At 71.0% G+C, this 15795-nt stretch carries 13 protein-coding genes and 1 pseudogene; 4 read left to right on the plus strand and 10 right to left on the minus strand.

All coding sequences use genetic code 11. The features are described 5' to 3' along the window. Positions 1-118 precede the first annotated feature (118 nt). Complete coding sequence (gene nicT / locus C4U44_RS20515; protein WP_103887446.1) at positions 119-1192, plus strand: Nickel transporter NicT; 1074 nt, start codon at positions 119-121, stop codon at positions 1190-1192. A 21-nt stretch (positions 1193-1213) separates the two neighbouring features. On the opposite strand, the gene C4U44_RS20520 is transcribed toward nicT, so the two are convergent. The 9 genes and pseudogenes from C4U44_RS20520 to C4U44_RS20560 form a co-directional block, all read right to left on the minus strand. Further along, entirely contained in the window at positions 1214-2239 is a 1026-nt protein-coding gene (locus tag C4U44_RS20520; protein ID WP_103887315.1) for a LacI family DNA-binding transcriptional regulator, read from the minus strand. Positions 2240-2278: 39 nt separating this feature from the next. Beyond that, positions 2279-4570 (minus strand): alpha-xylosidase, encoded by a 2292-nt coding sequence (yicI, locus tag C4U44_RS20525; RefSeq protein ID WP_103887316.1) that lies wholly within the window; start codon positions 4568-4570, stop codon positions 2279-2281. Positions 4571-4598: 28 nt separating this feature from the next. Continuing rightward, complete coding sequence (locus C4U44_RS20530) at positions 4599-5420, minus strand: carbohydrate ABC transporter permease (RefSeq protein ID WP_103887317.1); 822 nt, start codon at positions 5418-5420, stop codon at positions 4599-4601. Next, positions 5417-6319, minus strand: coding sequence for a carbohydrate ABC transporter permease (locus C4U44_RS20535; RefSeq protein WP_103887318.1), 903 nt, complete (start codon positions 6317-6319; stop codon positions 5417-5419). The genes C4U44_RS20530 and C4U44_RS20535 overlap by 4 nt, the downstream gene beginning before the upstream one ends. Beyond that, positions 6316-7608, minus strand: a complete 1293-nt coding sequence (locus tag C4U44_RS20540; protein WP_103887319.1) for an ABC transporter substrate-binding protein — start codon at positions 7606-7608, stop codon at positions 6316-6318. The genes C4U44_RS20535 and C4U44_RS20540 overlap by 4 nt, the downstream gene beginning before the upstream one ends. A gap of 191 nt (positions 7609-7799) precedes the next feature. After that, positions 7800-8606 (minus strand): putative protein N(5)-glutamine methyltransferase, encoded by an 807-nt coding sequence (locus tag C4U44_RS20545; RefSeq protein ID WP_103887320.1) that lies wholly within the window; start codon positions 8604-8606, stop codon positions 7800-7802. Positions 8607-8781: 175 nt separating this feature from the next. Then, the gene (locus C4U44_RS20550) at positions 8782-11238 is read right to left on the minus strand and encodes a glycoside hydrolase family 2 protein (RefSeq protein ID WP_103887321.1); all 2457 of its coding nucleotides are present in this window, start codon (positions 11236-11238) and stop codon (positions 8782-8784) included. A gap of 393 nt (positions 11239-11631) precedes the next feature. Then, positions 11632-12071: pseudogene (locus C4U44_RS20555) on the minus strand (NAD(P)/FAD-dependent oxidoreductase); the annotation flags it as partial. After that, positions 12068-12481, minus strand: a complete 414-nt coding sequence (locus C4U44_RS20560; RefSeq protein WP_103887322.1) for an arsenate reductase ArsC — start codon at positions 12479-12481, stop codon at positions 12068-12070. The gene C4U44_RS20560 and the pseudogene C4U44_RS20555, both read right to left, overlap by 4 nt. Before the next feature lie 91 nt (positions 12482-12572). Here C4U44_RS20560 and C4U44_RS20565 point away from each other — a divergent pair, with 91 nt between their 5' ends. From C4U44_RS20565 to C4U44_RS20575, 3 genes are read left to right on the plus strand one after another with little or no spacing between them, the layout of a single operon-like run. Further along, positions 12573-12887 carry an ArsR/SmtB family transcription factor gene (locus C4U44_RS20565; RefSeq protein WP_103887323.1) on the plus strand — a complete coding sequence of 105 codons (315 nt, stop codon included), beginning with the start codon at positions 12573-12575 and terminating at the stop codon, positions 12885-12887. Then, on the plus strand, positions 12884-13987 hold the full coding sequence (arsB, locus tag C4U44_RS20570) for an ACR3 family arsenite efflux transporter (protein WP_103887324.1): 1104 nt from the start codon (positions 12884-12886) through the stop codon (positions 13985-13987). The genes C4U44_RS20565 and arsB overlap by 4 nt, the downstream gene beginning before the upstream one ends. A 49-nt stretch (positions 13988-14036) precedes the next feature. Further along, positions 14037-15191, plus strand: coding sequence for an ArsO family NAD(P)H-dependent flavin-containing monooxygenase (locus C4U44_RS20575; RefSeq protein WP_103887325.1), 1155 nt, complete (start codon positions 14037-14039; stop codon positions 15189-15191). A 52-nt stretch (positions 15192-15243) separates the two neighbouring features. Here the strand turns inward: C4U44_RS20575 and C4U44_RS20580 are convergent, their stop codons facing one another. Further along, entirely contained in the window at positions 15244-15606 is a 363-nt protein-coding gene (locus tag C4U44_RS20580; protein WP_103887326.1) for an ArsR/SmtB family transcription factor, read from the minus strand. Positions 15607-15795 lie beyond the last annotated feature (189 nt).

The raw sequence follows: 15795 nt of genomic DNA on the forward strand, positions 1-15795 counted from the left end.
CAACAAGTAACGTGTCGCACTGAGGTGCCCCGCCCCCGTCGCAAAGGACGCAACGTTGACTTCCCTCCTCGAGGTCCCGGCCGCTCCCGGGTCACGCTGGCACCGGATCTCCGGCTCCATGTCGCGGGCGGAGTGGCTCCGGCTGGGCGGCATGGCCGCTTTCATCGTGGCGCTGCACGTGATCGGATGGTTCACCCTCGCGGCGATCGTCGCGCCGCACCACTACCGGACCGGCACCGGGGTGTTCGGCGTCGGCATCGGCGTCACCGCCTACACGCTCGGGATGCGGCACGCCTTCGACGCCGACCACATCGCCGCGATCGACAACACCACCCGCAAGCTCATGGGCCAGGGCAAGCGGCCGCTCTCGGTGGGCTTCTGGTTCTCCCTGGGCCACTCCAGCATCGTCTTCGTGCTGGCGTTCCTGCTCTCCATCGGCGTGCGGTCGCTGGCCGGCCCGGTCCAGGACGACAACTCGCGGCTGCACGACGTCACCGGCTGGATCGGCACGACCGTCTCGGGTGCGTTCCTCTACGTCATCGCGTTCCTCAACCTGCTGATCCTCGCCGGGATCTGGAAGGTCTTCCGGCGGATGCGGCACGGCGAGTTCGACGAGGCCGGGCTGGAGGAGCAGCTGGACAACCGCGGCTTCATGAACCGCCTGCTCGGCCGGCTGATGAAGTCCCTCACCAAGCCCTGGCAGATGTACCCGCTGGGCATGCTGTTCGGCCTGGGCTTCGACACCGCCACGGAGATCGCCCTCCTCGTCCTCGCCGGGTCCGGCGCCGCCTCGGGCCTGCCCTGGTACGCGATCCTCTGCCTGCCGGTCCTGTTCGCGGCGGGGATGTGCCTGCTGGACACGATCGACGGGTCGTTCATGAACTTCGCCTACGAATGGGCCTTCTCCAAGCCCGTCCGGAAGGTCTACTACAACCTCACCATCACCGGGCTGTCCGTCGCCGTGGCCCTCATCATCGGCACCGTCGAGCTGCTCGGGCTCGTCGCCGACAAGGCCGGGCTGCACGGCGCCTTCTGGGACTGGATCGGCGGGCTCGACCTCAACATCGTCGGCTACGTCATCGTCGGGCTGTTCTTCGTCACCTGGGCGGTGGCGCTGGCGATCTGGAAGTTCGGCAACATCGAGGAGAAGTGGTCGGCCGGGATGCGCCCGGCGGACGGTCCCGCGGAATAGCCGCTGCCCCCGGGCGCACGGTCAGCCGTGCGCCGGGCGCGCGGTGGGGGGCGGCGCGGTGGAGGCGCGCGCGGTGAGGCGGACCGGGAGCAGGGTGGACTCCGGGACGGCCTGGCCCCGCAGCTTGGCCATCAGCAGCTCGACCGCCCCCGCCCCCACCTCCGCCGACGGGATGGAGACCGACGTGACCGGGATCGGTGCCTGCTCGGCGATCTCGTCGGGGCAGATCGCGGTGACCGACACGTCCTGCGGGACCCGCAGCCCCTGGGCGACCAGGGCCTCGATGAGCGGCTGGACGATCGGCTCGTTGTGCACCACGATGCCGGTCAGGTCCGGCTGCTCGCGCACCAGCCGCTCGGCCAGCGCCCGGGCGGCCACCGAGGTGTCGGCGCACGGCCACACGCTCGAGGGCAGCCCGGCCCGGTCGGCTGCCTCGCGGAAGCCGTCGGCCACCCGCCGGGCGAACCCGGTGTCGCGGGCGTACACCTCGGGCGGCGAGCCGACCAGGGCCACCCGGCGGTGCCCCAGCTCCGCCAGGTGTTCCACGCATGCCTCGCCGGCCCGGTGGAAGTCCAGGTCGATACAGGTCAGCCCGGTCGGGTCGGCGGGGAACCCGATCAGCACCGAGGGCCGGTCCAGGGAGCGCAGCAGCGGCAGCCGGCGGTCCTCCAACTCCACGTCCATCAGGACGAAGGCGTCCGCCATGGCGCTCCTGGCCACCCGCAGCAGCCCCTCCTCACCCTCGCTCTGGGTGAGGAGGAGCACGTCGTGGTCGTGCGCGCGGGCCGCGGTGACCACCGAGGTGGCGAACTGCATGACCACGGGCACGTGGATGCCCTTGCGCAGCGGCAGCACCAGGGCCAGCACCTGAGCCCTGCTGCTGGCCAGGGACCGGGCGCCGGCGTGCGGTGTGTAGCCCAGCTCGCGGATGCTCCGCTCGATGCGCTGCCGCGTCTCCGCCGAGATCGGCCGCTTCCCGCTGAGCGCGTAGCTGACCGTGCTGGGGGAGACTCCCGCGTGCGCGGCGACGTCGGTGATCTTGACCATGGAGCTCCCTTTGACGACGGCCCACTGTGCGAACTTACGTCAGAAGCCGGACAGATCGAGGGTGAGGCTACCGGTTCCGGCAGCGGCCCGCGCCGAGGGCCCGCCCACGACCTCGACGCCCCACGGGGACGAGCCGCCGGTGCTGTCGACCCGCAGGACCGCGCCCTCGCGCACCACCGTGACCTCGACCGGCTCGGCCGCCGCGCCCTCCTCGGCGCCGTGCCGCGGGATGCGCACCGTGGTCCGTGAGCCGTCCTCGGGCCGGAACACCCGCAGGGTCACCTCGTGCGTCCACGCGTAGTCCGGGCGGTCGGCGACCGCGCCGACCGGGATGACGGCGCCGGGGCGCGCCAGCAGCGGGAGGCTGAGGTAGCCGTGCCGCTCGCGCACCCAGCGCGGGCCGGTGACCTGCTCGCCGGTGGTGAAGTGCGTCCAGGTGCCCTCGGGCACGTAGTACGCCACCTCGCCCTCCGGCGTGAACACCGGTGCCACCAGCAGGTCGCCGCCCAGCATGTACTGCCGCTCCAGGTGGGCGCACGCGGGGTCGTCGGGGAACTCCAGCACCATCGCCCGCATCAGGGGCAGCCCCTCGGCGTGGGCCTGGTGGGCGGCCTGGTACAGGTACGGCATCAGGGCGAGCTTCAGCCGGGTGAAGGCACGCAGCACGTCCACGGCCTCCTCGTCGAACAGCCACGGCACCCGGTAGGAGGACGAACCGTGCAGCCGGCTGTGCGAGGAGAGCATGCCGAAGGCGATCCAGCGCTTGAACAGCCCGGCGTCGGGCAGCCCTTCGAAGCCGCCGATGTCGTGGCTCCAGTAGCCGAAGCCGGACAGGCCGAGCGAGAGGCCGCCGCGCAGCGACTCGGCCATGGACTCCCAGGTGGACTCGCAGTCCCCGCCCCAGTGGACGGGGAACTGCTGCCCGCCGGCGGTCGCCGAGCGGGCGAACAGCACCGCGTCGCCCTCGCCGCGGTGCTTGCGCAGCACCTCGAAGACGGTCCGGTTGTACAGGTGGGTGTAGTAGTTGTGCATCCGCTCGGGGTCCGAGCCGTCGAAGTACACGACGTCGGTGGGGACGCGCTCGCCGAAGTCGGTCTTGAAGCAGTCGACGCCCATGGCCAGCAGCGCCTCCAGTTTGGCGGCGTACCAGGCGCCGGCCTCGGGGTTGGTGAAGTCCACCAGGGCCATGCCGGGTTGCCACAGGTCCCACTGCCAGACCCCGCCGTCCGGCCGCTTCAGCAGGTATCCGGCCGCCTTCCCCTCGGCGAACAGCGGGGAGCGCTGGGCGATGTAGGGGTTGATCCACACCGAGACCTTCAGCCCTCGGTCCGCCAGCCGGCGCAGCATCCCGGCCGGATCGGGGAAGACCCGCGGGTCCCACGCGAAGTCGCACCAGTTGAACTCCCGCATCCAGAAGCAGTCGAAGTGGAAGACGGACAAAGGCAGTTCGCGCTCGGCCATGCCCGCCACGAAGCCGGTGACGGTCTCCTCGTCGTAGGAGGTGGTGAAGGAGGTGGACAGCCACAGGCCGAAGGACCAGGCCGGCGGGAGCGCGGGGCGCCCGGTGAGGGCGGTGTACCGGCGCAGGATGTCCTTCGGGGTGGGCCCGTGGATGACGTAGTACTGCAGTTGCTGGCCCTCGACGCTGAACCCGACCCGGGACACGTGTTCCGAGGCGACCTCGAACGACACCTTCCCCGGGTCGTCGACGAAGACCCCGTAGCCGGCGTCGGTGAGGTAGAACGGCACGTTCTTGTACGCCTGTTCGCTGCTCGTGCCGCCGTCGGCGTTCCAGATGTCCACGGTCTGGCCGTTCTTGACCAGCGACCCGAAGCGCTCGCCGAGCCCGTAGACGCTGGTGCCGACGCCGAGGCGCAGTTGCTCGCGGACGTGGTGGCCGCCCTCCGCGGTCGTCATGAAGCCCATGCCCCTGGCGTCGCTGCTGGTCAGCGTGCGTCCGCCGGCGCGGAACTCCATCCGCCAGGTGTCCCCCAGGGCGAGGGAGACGCTGAGCGCGCCCGAGGTCAGCACCGCCTCGTCCGCGCCGGTGGTCACGACCCCCTCGTGGCCGTCGCCGGTCAGGTCGAAGTGCGGGCCCGCCGGCGGGCCGCCCGCGAAGTGGGTGACGCGCACGCCGATGACGTCGCGCATCGGCGTGGTGCACTCGATCGTGACGACCGGCCCCTTGAGCAGGTCGCCGCGGTTCCGGATGGGCTGGGTGGGCGCGTACGCGGTGAGCGTGCCCTTCCCCGGCACGACGTCGAGCACTCCGGACGGGTACGCCGCCGTGACTCCCTCGCGCAGCAGCCAGTAGCCGTCGGTGAACTTCATCGGCGAGCCTTTCGTGGAGGAAGGGATCTCACTTGACCGCGCCCACGGCGATGCCGCGGGTGAGGGTGCGCTGGAAGATCAGGAAGAAGGCGATGGCGGGCAACGAGCCCAGCAGGCCGGCCGCGTTGGTCATGGTGGCGTCCATCAGCCGCTGCCCCTGGAGCACGCCGAGGGCCACCGCCACCGTCTGGTTGTCGTTGGACGGCAGCATCACCAGCGGCAGCAGGAACTCGTTCCAGGTCCAGATGAAGAAGAACACCATCAGCACCCCGAGGGTCGGGCGGCTGACCGGGACGACGATCCGCCACAGCACCTGCCAGCTGTTCGCACCGTCGATCCGCGCGGCCTCGATGATCTCCCGGGGGAAGGACCCCAGCACCGAGGAGAGCAGGTAGGTGCCGAACGCCGCCTGGATGACGCTGAAGACGATGATCAGGCTCCACCGGGTGTCGTACAGGCCGAGTTGCTTGGCGACGTAGTACAGCGGGTAGACCAGGGACTCCTGCGGCAGGATGTTGGCCAGCACGAAGAAGCCCAGCACCCAGGTCCGCCCCTTGATCCGGCCGATGCCGATCGCGTAGGCGTTGAGCAGCGAGAGCGCCACGCCGATCACCGCCACCGACCCGGAGATCACGGTGGAGTTGAGCAGCATCCGGCCGAAGTCCACCCGGGTCCAGAAGCTCTTGATGCCGCTGAGGTAGATCTTGTGGGGCAGCGCGAGCGGGCCGTGCGCGGAGTAGTCGCCGGGCGACTTGACGGCGTTGTTGAGCACGATCAGCAGGGGCAGCACCATGACGACCGCGCCGAGCACGATCACCGTCAGCGCGGGCAGGCGTTTGGCCGTGGTCACTGCGCGTCCTCCGCACGGGTCTGGAAACGCAGGCCCACCAGGGCCAGCGCGAGGATGATCACTGCCATCACGGTGGCGATCGCCGAGCCGTAGCCGACCTGGGTCTTCTCGAAGAAGGTGGCGAAGGAGAAGTACGACGGGACGTCGGTGGCGTCCGCGGGCCCGCCCTTGGTCAGCACGTAGACGGCACCGAAGACCTTGAGCGCGGCGATGGTGCACCAGAGCATCACCACGTAGATCTCCGGCCGCAGTTGGGGCAGGGTCAGGTGCCAGAACCGCTGCCACCAGGAGGCCCCGTCCAGTTCGGCCGCCTCGTGCAGGGCGGGGTCGATCCGCTGCAGGCCCGACATGAAGATGACCACCGGGAAGCCGAGTTGGACCCACACCATGACGGCCATCACGCTGTAGAGGGCCACCTTCGGGTCGCCCAGCCAGTCCTGCCGCAGCGATCCGAGCCCGACCGCCTTCAGCAGCGCGTTGAGCGCGCCGCCCTCGGGGGCCAGCACCCAGCTCCAGACGATGCCGGCCACGGTGATCGGCAGCACCTGCGGGAGGTAGAAGCAGGCCCGCAGCAGGCTGGCGATCCGCGACCCGAAGTTCCTGGCCACGAAGTCGAACAGGGCGGCGGCCACGACCAGGCCGAGGGCGGTGGGGATCACCGCCATCGCCAGGACCATCGCGAGGCTGTGCCGGAAGGACTCCCAGAACTGGTCGTCCGACCACAGCCGGCGGTAGTTGGCGAGCCCGGTCCAGTGCGGCGAGCCCACCCCCTGCCAGTCGGTGAAGCTGTACCAGACGTTCATCGCGAACGGCAGGACGATGACCGCGAGGAACGCCAGCGCGCCGGGCACCAGGTACAGCGCGAGGCCGCCGCCCCGGGCGTGCGATCGGGCCCTCATGACGTGGGGACGCCCGCGTCGTACGCCTTCTGCAACTGGTCGAGGACCTGGTCGGGCGAACCGCTGCCGGTGATCAGCTTCTGCGTCGCGGACACCAGCACGTCGTAGAAGCCGGGGACCGGCCAGTCCGGGTAGAAGGCGAGGCCGTCGGCGGCCGAGATCTTGTTGAAGTTCTCGATGAGCGTCTTGGACGCCGGGTCGGTGATGGCCGACGGCGAGGCGGCGACCGGGATGCCCCCGTTGTTGCCCAGCGCGTTCTGGATGTCCTGCTTCATCGTGATGTTGATGAAGTCGTAGGCGAGTTGCTTGTTCTTCGCCTTCTTCGGGACCACCCACAGGTTGCCGCCCGAGCCCAGCGTCAGCTTCGACCCCGGCCACAGGAAGGAGCCCCAGGCGAACTTGTTCTCGCTCTTGAAGCGCCCGTACCACCAGCTGCCCGAGAAGAAGATGGGGTACTTGCCGCTGATGAAGGAGACGCCGGCGTCCTCGGCCTTCGCGCCGCTGGAGGTCTTGGCGATGTAGCCCTTCTTGACCCAGTCGGCGAAGGTGTCGACGGCATAGGTCCAGGCCGGGTCGTGGAAGTCGACCTTGCCCTTGTACAGCTCGAAGGCGTTCACCCAGGAGCGGTCGGCCTTGGTGAGGGCGAGCTGGTAGAGGTACTGCTGGGCGGGGTACTCGGCGCCGGCGTTCGCCAGCGGGGTGATGCCCTTGGCCTTGAAGGCGGCCAGCGCGGCGGTGAACTCCTCCGGCGTGGTGGGCACCTTGACACCGTTGGCGGCGAAGAGGTCCTTGTTGTAGTAGACCATCGTGTACTCGCCGAAGTTCGTCACGCCGTACCACTTGCCGGAGCCCATCACACCCGCGGCGTTGTACTCGCTCGTGGTGGTGACGCTCGGGCTGAGCAGCTTGTTCCAGCCGTACTTGGTGACTTCCGGCGTCAGGTCGGTGAGCAGGCCCTGCTTGGCCAGCAGCCCCGCGGTGGCGTTCCCCTTGTTGTACTCCATGACGTCCGGGGCGTCGTCGGAGTTGAGCACCATCGAGGCGGTCTTCTGGATCTGCTCGAAGCCCTTGGCCTCGAACTCGACCTTCACCCCGGGGTGGGTCTTCTTGAACTCCGCGATCGCCTGGTTCCAGGCGATGCCCATGGCACTGTCGGCGCCCTCGTAGTGCCAGAGCTTGAGGGTCTTGCCGTCGCCCTGGCCGCCCCCCGAACTCCCGCACGACGCGAGGAGCAGGGAGGCGGCCAGGGCCATCGCGGTCAGGACGAGCGGGCGGCGCGCTGTCGACATGGAAGGTCCTCCACCTGGCGTCGGAAGGTGCGCGGGGACGTGCGACGTGCGATGTGCGTCGAATCGATTCGACACGGCTCGTCGAAGCGCTTCGACGGCGAAGGTAGGGGGGTGGCTCCGGACATGTCAATGGACTGGACGCATCCGGGTCCACCCGCGCCCGCCCCGGTGCGCGGCGGGCGCGGGCGCGGCTACCGGCGGGTGGCGAGGAGGACCGTGGCGCCGAGGTCGGGGTCGTGGGCCGTGCGCGCGGTCAGGCCCTCGGCCCGCACGACGGCGCGGGCGGCGGCCGCCTGGGCCCGGCTGGTCTCGGAGACGAGCGCGCCGCCGGCGGCGAGCCAGCTGCCGGCGGAACGGGCCACCCGGCGCAGCAGGTCGAGCCCGTCGGCGCCGCCGTCGAGCGCGAGCGGCGCCTCATGGTCGCGGGCCTCGGACGGCAGGAAGGGCAGGTCGCCGGTGGGAACGTAGGGGACGTTCGCGGCGAGCAGATCCACCCGGCCGCGCAGGCCGGCGGGCAGCGGCGCGAACAGGTCGCCGTGGTGCACCTGCCCGCCCGCGGGGGCGAGGTTGCGCCGGGCGCACCGGACGGCCGCGGGGTCGAGGTCGGCAGCGTGCAGTTCGATGCCGGGCACGGCGGCGGCGAGGGCCGCGCCGACCGCGCCGGAGCCGCAGCACAGGTCGAGCACGACGGCGCCCGGGCGCAGGAGTGCCGCGGCCCGCGCCACCAGGAACTCGGTGCGGCGCCGGGGCACGAACACCCCCGGGTCGACGGCGATCCGCAGCCCCGCGAACTCCGCCCAGCCCACGACGTGTTCCAGCGGCAAGCCGCCGGCCCGCCGCTCCACCATGGCGGCCAGCTCGTCCGGGGTACCGGCGGCCGAGAACAGCAGGCGTGCCTCGTCCTCGGCGAAGACGCACCCGGCGGTGCGCAGGGCGGTGACGACGTCGGCCGTCTCGGGCCAGGTGGATCGGGGGGTGCGGAAGGCGGGTTCTGGCATGGTGTGGTGCCCTTCGGGAAGCGTGCGGCGCTCCCCCGGCCCTGCCGTCGCTCCGTGACGCCGAGGCGTCAGTGCGCGGGGCCGGACGGTGGGAACGACCGGTTCGTCGTGCAGGGGTTGATCGGTCCCACCTCCTCGGCTCGTCGTGTGGGCGCACTGCGGCGCCGGGATCAACCTACCGTATGACCGCCGCGTTGACGGTCCGCAGGGCGGTGGCCGCGGCTTTCCGGGTCGGGTCCGGCCAGCCGCGGACGGTGAGGGTGGCGCTCTCGCCCGGCAGCAGGGTGATCAGGCCGCGGTCGGCGGTCGCGGCCGGGTCGAGCCGGTCGGCCTGGAGCAGCAGGTCGCGCAGCAGGGTGCGGGCGGTGACGGTGAGCTCGACCACGGGCGCGGTGCCGTCGGCGCCGTCGCCGCGCACGGCCAGCTCCAGGTCCCATTGCGGCTCCGGGTACGCGACGTCCTTGTCCGGCACGGGGAACCAGTACGCGCGCAGTTCCCCTGCGTCGGCGGCCAGCAGTTCCCTGCCGCCGTCCGGCGCGGGCCGCAGGCCGGGGTCGACCGGCAGGAGGGCGACGGTACGCGCGGCCGCGGTGAAGGGCACCCGGGCCTCGGCGAGCACGGCTCCGTCGACGTCGACGCGGCGCAGCCACGCGGTGCCGGCCCACTCCTGCCCGGACTGGTTGACGACGGCGAGCGCCAGGGCGCCGTCGCGTTCCTGGACGGTGAGGAGCCGGTCGGCGTAGAGCCGCTTCAACTCGTGGTAGAGCGGCTTGAAGCGGCCGTCACCGTCGATCGCGGACCACGATGTCACGGGCCAGCAGTCGTTGAGCTGCCACACCACCGTGCCCGCGCACCGCGGCCAGTGCGACCGCCAGTGCTCCACGCCCGCCGCCACCGCGCGTGCCTGGTTGACCTGGGTCAGATAGTGCCAGCCGTCGAAGTCGGCAGGTACCGGGAAGTGCGGGGCCAGGCCGCGCGCCAGCTTCCCGTTGCCGTCGCCGGCCTTCTGGTGGTGCAGCATGCCCGGGGAGTCGGGCGCCAGCGGGTCGTCGCTCAGCGCGCGCCGCATCGTCGCGTACGCCGCCGGGGCCTGCCAGCCGAACTCCGCCACGAAGCGAGGCACGCTGTCCTGGTACGCGGCGTAGTCCTCGCGGTTCCACACCTCCCACGAGTGCGCGGTCCCGTGCTCCGGGTCGTTCGGGTGGTGGTCCCACGACCCCGACCAGGGACTGCCCGCCCAGTACGGCCGGGTCGGGTCGACCTCGGCGACCACCCGCGGCAGCAGGCCCAGGTAGTAGCCCTCCCCCCAGCTCTCCCCCGCGAGCTGCTCCTCCCACTCCCAGTCCCGGAAACCCCACAGGTTCTCGTTGTTGCCGTTCCACACCACGAGCGACGCGTGCGGCATCAGCCGCGCCACGTTCTCCCGCGCCTCGGCCTCGACCTCGCCGCGCAGCGGCTTCTCCTCCGGATAGGCGGCGCAGGCGAACAGGAAGTCCTGCCAGACCAGCAGCCCCAACTCGTCGCAGGCGTCGTAGAAGTGCTCGCTCTCGTAGATCCCCCCGCCCCACACCCGCACCAGGTCCACGCCCGCGTCCGCCGCCTGCTCCAGTCGCAGCCGGTAGGTGTCCGCGCCGATCCGGCTCGGGAACACGTCCTCCGGGATCCAGTTGACGCCGCGCGCGAAGATCCGCACGCCGTTCACGACCAGTGTGAACCCCGAACCGCCTTCGTCGGGGGACGTGTCCAGCTCGACCGAGCGGAAACCGATCCGCCGCTCCCACCCGTCGAGCTGCTCGTCGCCGTCGAGCAGGCTCACCTCGCAGGCGTACAGCGGCTGTTCGCCGTACCCGCGCGGCCACCACAGCCGCGCGTCGGGCACCTCGCAGCTCACGGTGAGGTGGTCGGTGCCGGGCGCGGCGGTCGCCTCGGCGACGGAGCCGCCGACCCGCAGGCGTACGGTCAGCGGGCGCGCGGCGCCGGAGGGGGTGCGCTCCAGGTCGATCCGGGCCTCCACCCGGCCGGTGGCGCCGTCGACGGTGACCAGCGGGGCGACGCCCGCGAGCCGGGCGGTGGACCAGCGCTCGATCCGCACCGGCTTCCAGATCCCGGCGGTGACGAGGGTCGGTCCCCAGTCCCACCCGAAGGAGCAGGCCATCTTGCGGAGGTAGGGGAAGGGCTCGGGGTAGGCGTTCGGCCGGTCGCCGAGCAGCGCGCGGACCCGTTCTGCCTCGGTGTAGGCGGAGGTGAAGGCCACGGTGAGCGGGGTGCCGCCGGCGCCGTCCAGCAGGCCGGTGACGTCGAAGCGGTAGCCGCGGTGCATGTTGCGGGTGGCCCCCAGTACGCGGTCGCCCAGCCGGATCTCCGCGACCGTGTCCAGCCCGTCGAAGACCAGATCGGCCCGCTCGTGGCCCGCCTCGCCCGGCCCGTCCAGCGGCCCGAGCACGGTCCGGTACGTCCAGTCCGCCCGGCCGACCCACGCCACCTCGGCTTCGTTCAGGTCCAGGTACGGGTCGGGTATCAGTCCGGCGGCCAGCAGGTCGGTGTGCACGCACCCGGGCACCTGCGCGGGCACGCTGCCGTGGTCGGGAACGCGCAGTTCCCAGCCGTCGGCGACCGGCGTGATGTCCTTCATGGCGTCTTCCCCTGCCTGCTCGTCCGATGGCGCCGGTGAGCGGCGCGGTTAAACGGTAAAGCACCATGGCCGCAGGTGAACAGAGGGAGGCCTGATGAACTGGGTGGTTCGGGCTGAACCGGTGAAGTGGTGGGTGGCGGGGTGTCTGGTGAAGCGCGGGTCCCTCCCCGGAAGCCGGCCCAGGCGTGCTGCCGGGTGCGGACTCCTTGACGACCTCCAAGTCGTCTCGGACCCAGAGCCCGCGGGCGGAGTGCGGCCCCTCCCGCGGGCGGAGTGCGGCGGTCAGCCGACGGGCGCCAGAGCCCCGTCCGAAGCAGCGCCGTGCTGCTCGTCGCCCGTCTGCGTCCCGCGACCCGCGGCGTCGGCGAGGTGGGCGAGGTAGCGCTCTGCGTTGTCACGGTCCTTGAAGAAGAAACCGTCGCGGGTGGCGCACCAGGAGACGCCGCGGCCGGAGAGTTGCTCCTCGGCCGCCAGGCCGAGCTTGCGACAGCCGGAGCCGGTGGCGATGATCACCGCACCGTTCCCTCGGAGTCCGTCAGTTCCTTGATCTCGCCGGTCAGGTCGACGGAGACGATGTCGTCGTCGATCAGTTCGGCGCCGAGGCGCTCGGCCTGGGCGCGCCTGGAGTTCATCAGGTCAGGGCCGTCGATGCCCTCGGGGAAACCGGGGAAGTTCTCGACCTCGGCGGTCGTGGTCAGCGAGCCGCCGACGAAGATCGAGCTGCCGAACAGCAGCGGCTTGGGCTGGGCGCGGGCGGCGTAGGGGGCGGCGGTGCATCCGGCCGGGCCGGAGCCGATGACGATGACCTCCCGCACCTCGGCGGTCCCGCTCAGGCGGCAGGCCCCGGGGCGATCTCGGCGATCAGGTCTTCCACCAGCACCCGGATCTCGTCGCGGATCGGGCGGACGGCGTCCAGGCCCTGACCGGCCGGGTCGTCCAGCTTCCAGTCCAGGTACCGCTTGCCGGGGAAGACCGGGCAGGCGTCTCCGCAGCCCATGGTGATGCAGACGTCCGAGGCGCGGACCGCGTCGATGGTCAGTACCTTCGGGGTCTCGGCGGAGATGTCGATGCCGACCTCCCTCATCGCCTCGACCGCGACGGGGTTGACCGCATCTCCGGGCGTGGAGCCTGCGGAGCGGACCTCGACGCGGTCCCCGGCCAGGTGGGTGAGCCACGCGGCGGCCATCTGGGAGCGGCCGGCGTTGTGGACACAGACGAACAGCACGGACGGCTTGTCGGACATCTGAGGGTCTCTCTCGTCGAACGACGCATCAGGCCCGATGGACATCAGGGCCCGGTGGTGTCAGCCACCACTGATGTGACAGTATCAGCCCATGCTGACGTCAGTCGACACTGACCTGATCCGGGTTCTCGCGGACCCCCTCAGGCTCCAGATCGTGACCCTGCTCTCCCGCGAGACGCTCTGCACCACCCACCTGGTGGAGGAGACGGGCGCGAGGCAGACCAACCTCTCCAACCACCTGAAGGTCCTGCGCGAGGCCGGCGTCGTGGACACCGAGCCCTGCGGCCGGTTCACGTACTACAAGCTGCGACCGGACGTCATCGAGACCCTCGCCGGCCAGTTCACCGAACTCGCCGCCACCGCACGCGCCACCGCGGCCGCCGACACGAAAAGGTCCTGCCCGTGACCCGTGCCGAAGCGCCCGCCGCGGTCGAGGAACCCTCGATCGTCGCGAAGCTCTCCACCCTGGACCGCTTCCTCGCGGTGTGGATCCTGATCGCCATGGGCGTCGGTATCGGACTGGGCCGAGCCATTCTCGGCCTGAACGACACGCTGGCCAAGGTCGAGATCGGCGGGGTGTCCCTGCCGATCGCGCTGGGCCTGCTGATCATGATGTACCCGGTCCTGGCCAAGGTCCGCTACGACAAGCTCGACAGCGTCACCGGCGACCGGCGGCTGCTGGTGTCCTCGCTCCTGATCAACTGGATCGTGGGCCCGGCGGTGATGTTCACCCTCGCCTGGGTGTTCCTGTCGGACCTGCCCGCCTACCGCACCGGCCTGATCATCGTCGGTCTCGCCCGCTGCATCGCCATGGTCATCATCTGGAACGACCTCGCCTGCGGCGACCGCGAGGCGGCCGCCGTCCTGGTCGCCCTGAACTCCGTCTTCCAGGTCATCGCCTTCGGCCTGCTCGGCTGGTTCTACCTCGACGTCCTGCCGAAGTGGCTCGGCCTGGGCAACGGGCAGCACCTGAACATCTCTGTCGGAAAGATCGCCCTCAACGTCGTCATCTTCCTCGGCATCCCGCTGATCGCCGGGTTCCTCACCCGCCGCATCGGCGAGCAGAAGATGGGCCGCACCGACTACGAAGCCAAGGTCCTGCCCCGGATCGGCCCGTGGGCCCTGTACGGGCTGCTGTTCACGATCGTCATCCTCTTCGCCCTCCAGGGAAAGACGATCACCCACCAGCCCGGCGACGTCGCCCGCATCGCCCTGCCGCTGCTCGCCTACTTCGCGATCATGTGGTTCGGCACCTTCGCCCTCGGCAAGTCGATCGGCCTGTCCTACGACCGCACCGCGACCCTGGCCTTCACCGCGGCCGGCAACAACTTCGAGCTCGCGATCGCCGTCGCCATCGGCACCTTCGGAGTCACCTCCGGCCAGGCCCTGTCCGGCGTCGTCGGCCCGCTCATCGAGGTCCCGGTCCTGATCGCCCTCGTCTACGTCTCCCTCGCCTGGCGCCGACGGTTCACCACCGCTCCCGCCGCTGTCGGAGCAACCGCGTGAGCAGCCGAACATCTCGGCCGGGCAGGCCGACGCAGTGACTGATCGTCGGATGGACGTGGTGGTGATCGGCGGCGGCCAAGCCGGGCTCGCCGCCGGATACCACCTCCGCCGCCTGGGCATCGAGTTCGCCATCCTCGACGCCCAGTTCGCGGCAGGCGGAGCCTGGCAGCACCTGTGGGACTCCCTGCACCTGTTCTCCCCCGCCCCCTACTCCTCCCTGCCCGGCCGCCCCATGCCGCACCAGCGCGGCGAGGTCCACCCCGACGCGCACCACGTCGTGGACTACCTCACCGCGTACGAACACCGCTACCAACTACCGGTCCACCGGCCGGTCCGGGTACGCGGCGTTCACCGCGACAGCGAACTCCTCCGGGTGGACACCGACTCCGGCGAGTGGAGCACCCGAGCCGTCGTCAGCGCAACGGGCACGTGGGCGCGTCCCTTCCTGCCCGCCGTTCCCGGCCGCGAGGTATTCGGCGGCCGGCAACTCCACACCGTGGAGTACCGCGGCCCGGCGGACTTCGCCGGGCAGCGTGTCACCGTGGTCGGCGGCGGCAACTCAGGCGCCCAGATCGCCGCCGACCTCTCCGCCCACTGCGACCTCACCTGGGTCACGCGGCGTCCTCCGCGCTTCCTCGCCGACGCCATCGACGGTCGCGCCCTGTTCGACGCCGCCACTGCCCGCCGCCGCGCCCTCGAAAGCGGCGCAGCCGACACCGGCGGAGTCGCCTCGCTCGGCGACATCGTCGCGGTGCCCCCGGTCCGGGTCGCCCGTGACGCGGGCCGGCTCACAGCCCAGCCGATGTTCTCGCGACTGTCCCCGGAAGGGCCGGTCCGGCCCGACGGCAGCGCCGCTCCCGCCGACGCCGTGATCTGGTGCACCGGCTTCCGCCCCGCCCTCTCCCACCTGGCACCCCTCGGACTGCGCACCCACCGCGGCCACATCCCCACGACCGGCACCCGCGCAAGCGCCGAACCCCGCCTCCACCTGCTCGGCTACGGCGACTGGACCGGCCCCGCCTCCGCCACCCTGATCGGCGTCGGCCGCCCGGCCCGCGACGCGGCCCGGGAGATCGCCGAACTCCTGGCCTCAAGTCCCCGGGGGCAGCGCGCGTCGATGAGTTCGCCCTCTTCGCCACGACGGCGGGACCGGGCGAATCCTCACGACCTGCGCGGGCGGGACCACCCGCTGCGTAACGGGTGAGCGAGATCGCCGGCAACAGCCGAGAGGGTGAGGGATTGGGCGAGGGGGATTCTCAGCTGGACGTCGCCAGCAGATTGCCCATCGCCGCGAGCACGGACGGCGCCACGCGGTAGTAGACCCAGGTGCCGCGCCGCTCGGAGGTCAGCAGCCCCGCCTCGCGCAGCTTCTTCAGGTGGTGGCTGACCGTGGGCTGGGAGACGCCGACGTCGGAGATGTCGCAGACGCACGCCTCTCCGCCCTCGGCAGATGCCACCAGGGAGAACAGCCGCAGGCGCACCGGGTCACCGAGCGCTTTGAACATCGCCGCGGTACGGACGGACTCCTCGGCGGTCAGGGCACGCTCGCTGAGCGGCGGACAGCACGGGACGGCGTCCGCGTCAGGCTCCAGCACGGGCAGCAACTCCACTTTCGACATGCTTCTATGTTGACACACATCGAATCAATGGGGGAACGCCAACCCTCCGCCGGAACCGGCCCCGTCCGATGGCCACCACCTCAAGGTACGCCTCAGTCGCGTATGGGTTCGACGAGTGTCTAAGTTGACGTTCATCAAACCAAGTGCGAGGCTGGGACGACAGCGCATTGATGAATGTCGAATCAGGGC

Origin of the sequence: Actinacidiphila yanglinensis (assembly GCF_900107965.1) — a bacterium.
GTDB classification, from domain to species: Bacteria; Actinomycetota; Actinomycetes; order Streptomycetales; family Streptomycetaceae; genus Actinacidiphila; species Actinacidiphila yanglinensis.

Excerpts from the sequence above, each read along its gene's own strand:
- nicT (WP_103887446.1), top strand. The coding sequence starts at position 119 with ATGTCGCGGGCGGAGTGGCTCCGGCTGGGCGGCATGGCCGCTTTCATC.
- C4U44_RS20520 (WP_103887315.1), bottom strand. The coding sequence starts at position 2,239 with ATGGTCAAGATCACCGACGTCGCCGCGCACGCGGGAGTCTCCCCCAGC.
- yicI (WP_103887316.1), bottom strand. The coding sequence starts at position 4,570 with ATGAAGTTCACCGACGGCTACTGGCTGCTGCGCGAGGGAGTCACGGCG.
- C4U44_RS20535 (WP_103887318.1), bottom strand. The coding sequence starts at position 6,319 with ATGAGGGCCCGATCGCACGCCCGGGGCGGCGGCCTCGCGCTGTACCTG.
- C4U44_RS20540 (WP_103887319.1), bottom strand. The coding sequence starts at position 7,608 with ATGTCGACAGCGCGCCGCCCGCTCGTCCTGACCGCGATGGCCCTGGCC.
- C4U44_RS20545 (WP_103887320.1), bottom strand. The coding sequence starts at position 8,606 with ATGCCAGAACCCGCCTTCCGCACCCCCCGATCCACCTGGCCCGAGACG.
- C4U44_RS20550 (WP_103887321.1), bottom strand. The coding sequence starts at position 11,238 with ATGAAGGACATCACGCCGGTCGCCGACGGCTGGGAACTGCGCGTTCCC.
- C4U44_RS20560 (WP_103887322.1), bottom strand. The coding sequence starts at position 12,481 with ATGTCCGACAAGCCGTCCGTGCTGTTCGTCTGTGTCCACAACGCCGGC.
- C4U44_RS20565 (WP_103887323.1), top strand. The coding sequence starts at position 12,573 with ATGCTGACGTCAGTCGACACTGACCTGATCCGGGTTCTCGCGGACCCC.
- C4U44_RS20575 (WP_103887325.1), top strand. The coding sequence starts at position 14,037 with ATGGACGTGGTGGTGATCGGCGGCGGCCAAGCCGGGCTCGCCGCCGGA.
- C4U44_RS20580 (WP_103887326.1), bottom strand. The coding sequence starts at position 15,606 with ATGTCGAAAGTGGAGTTGCTGCCCGTGCTGGAGCCTGACGCGGACGCC.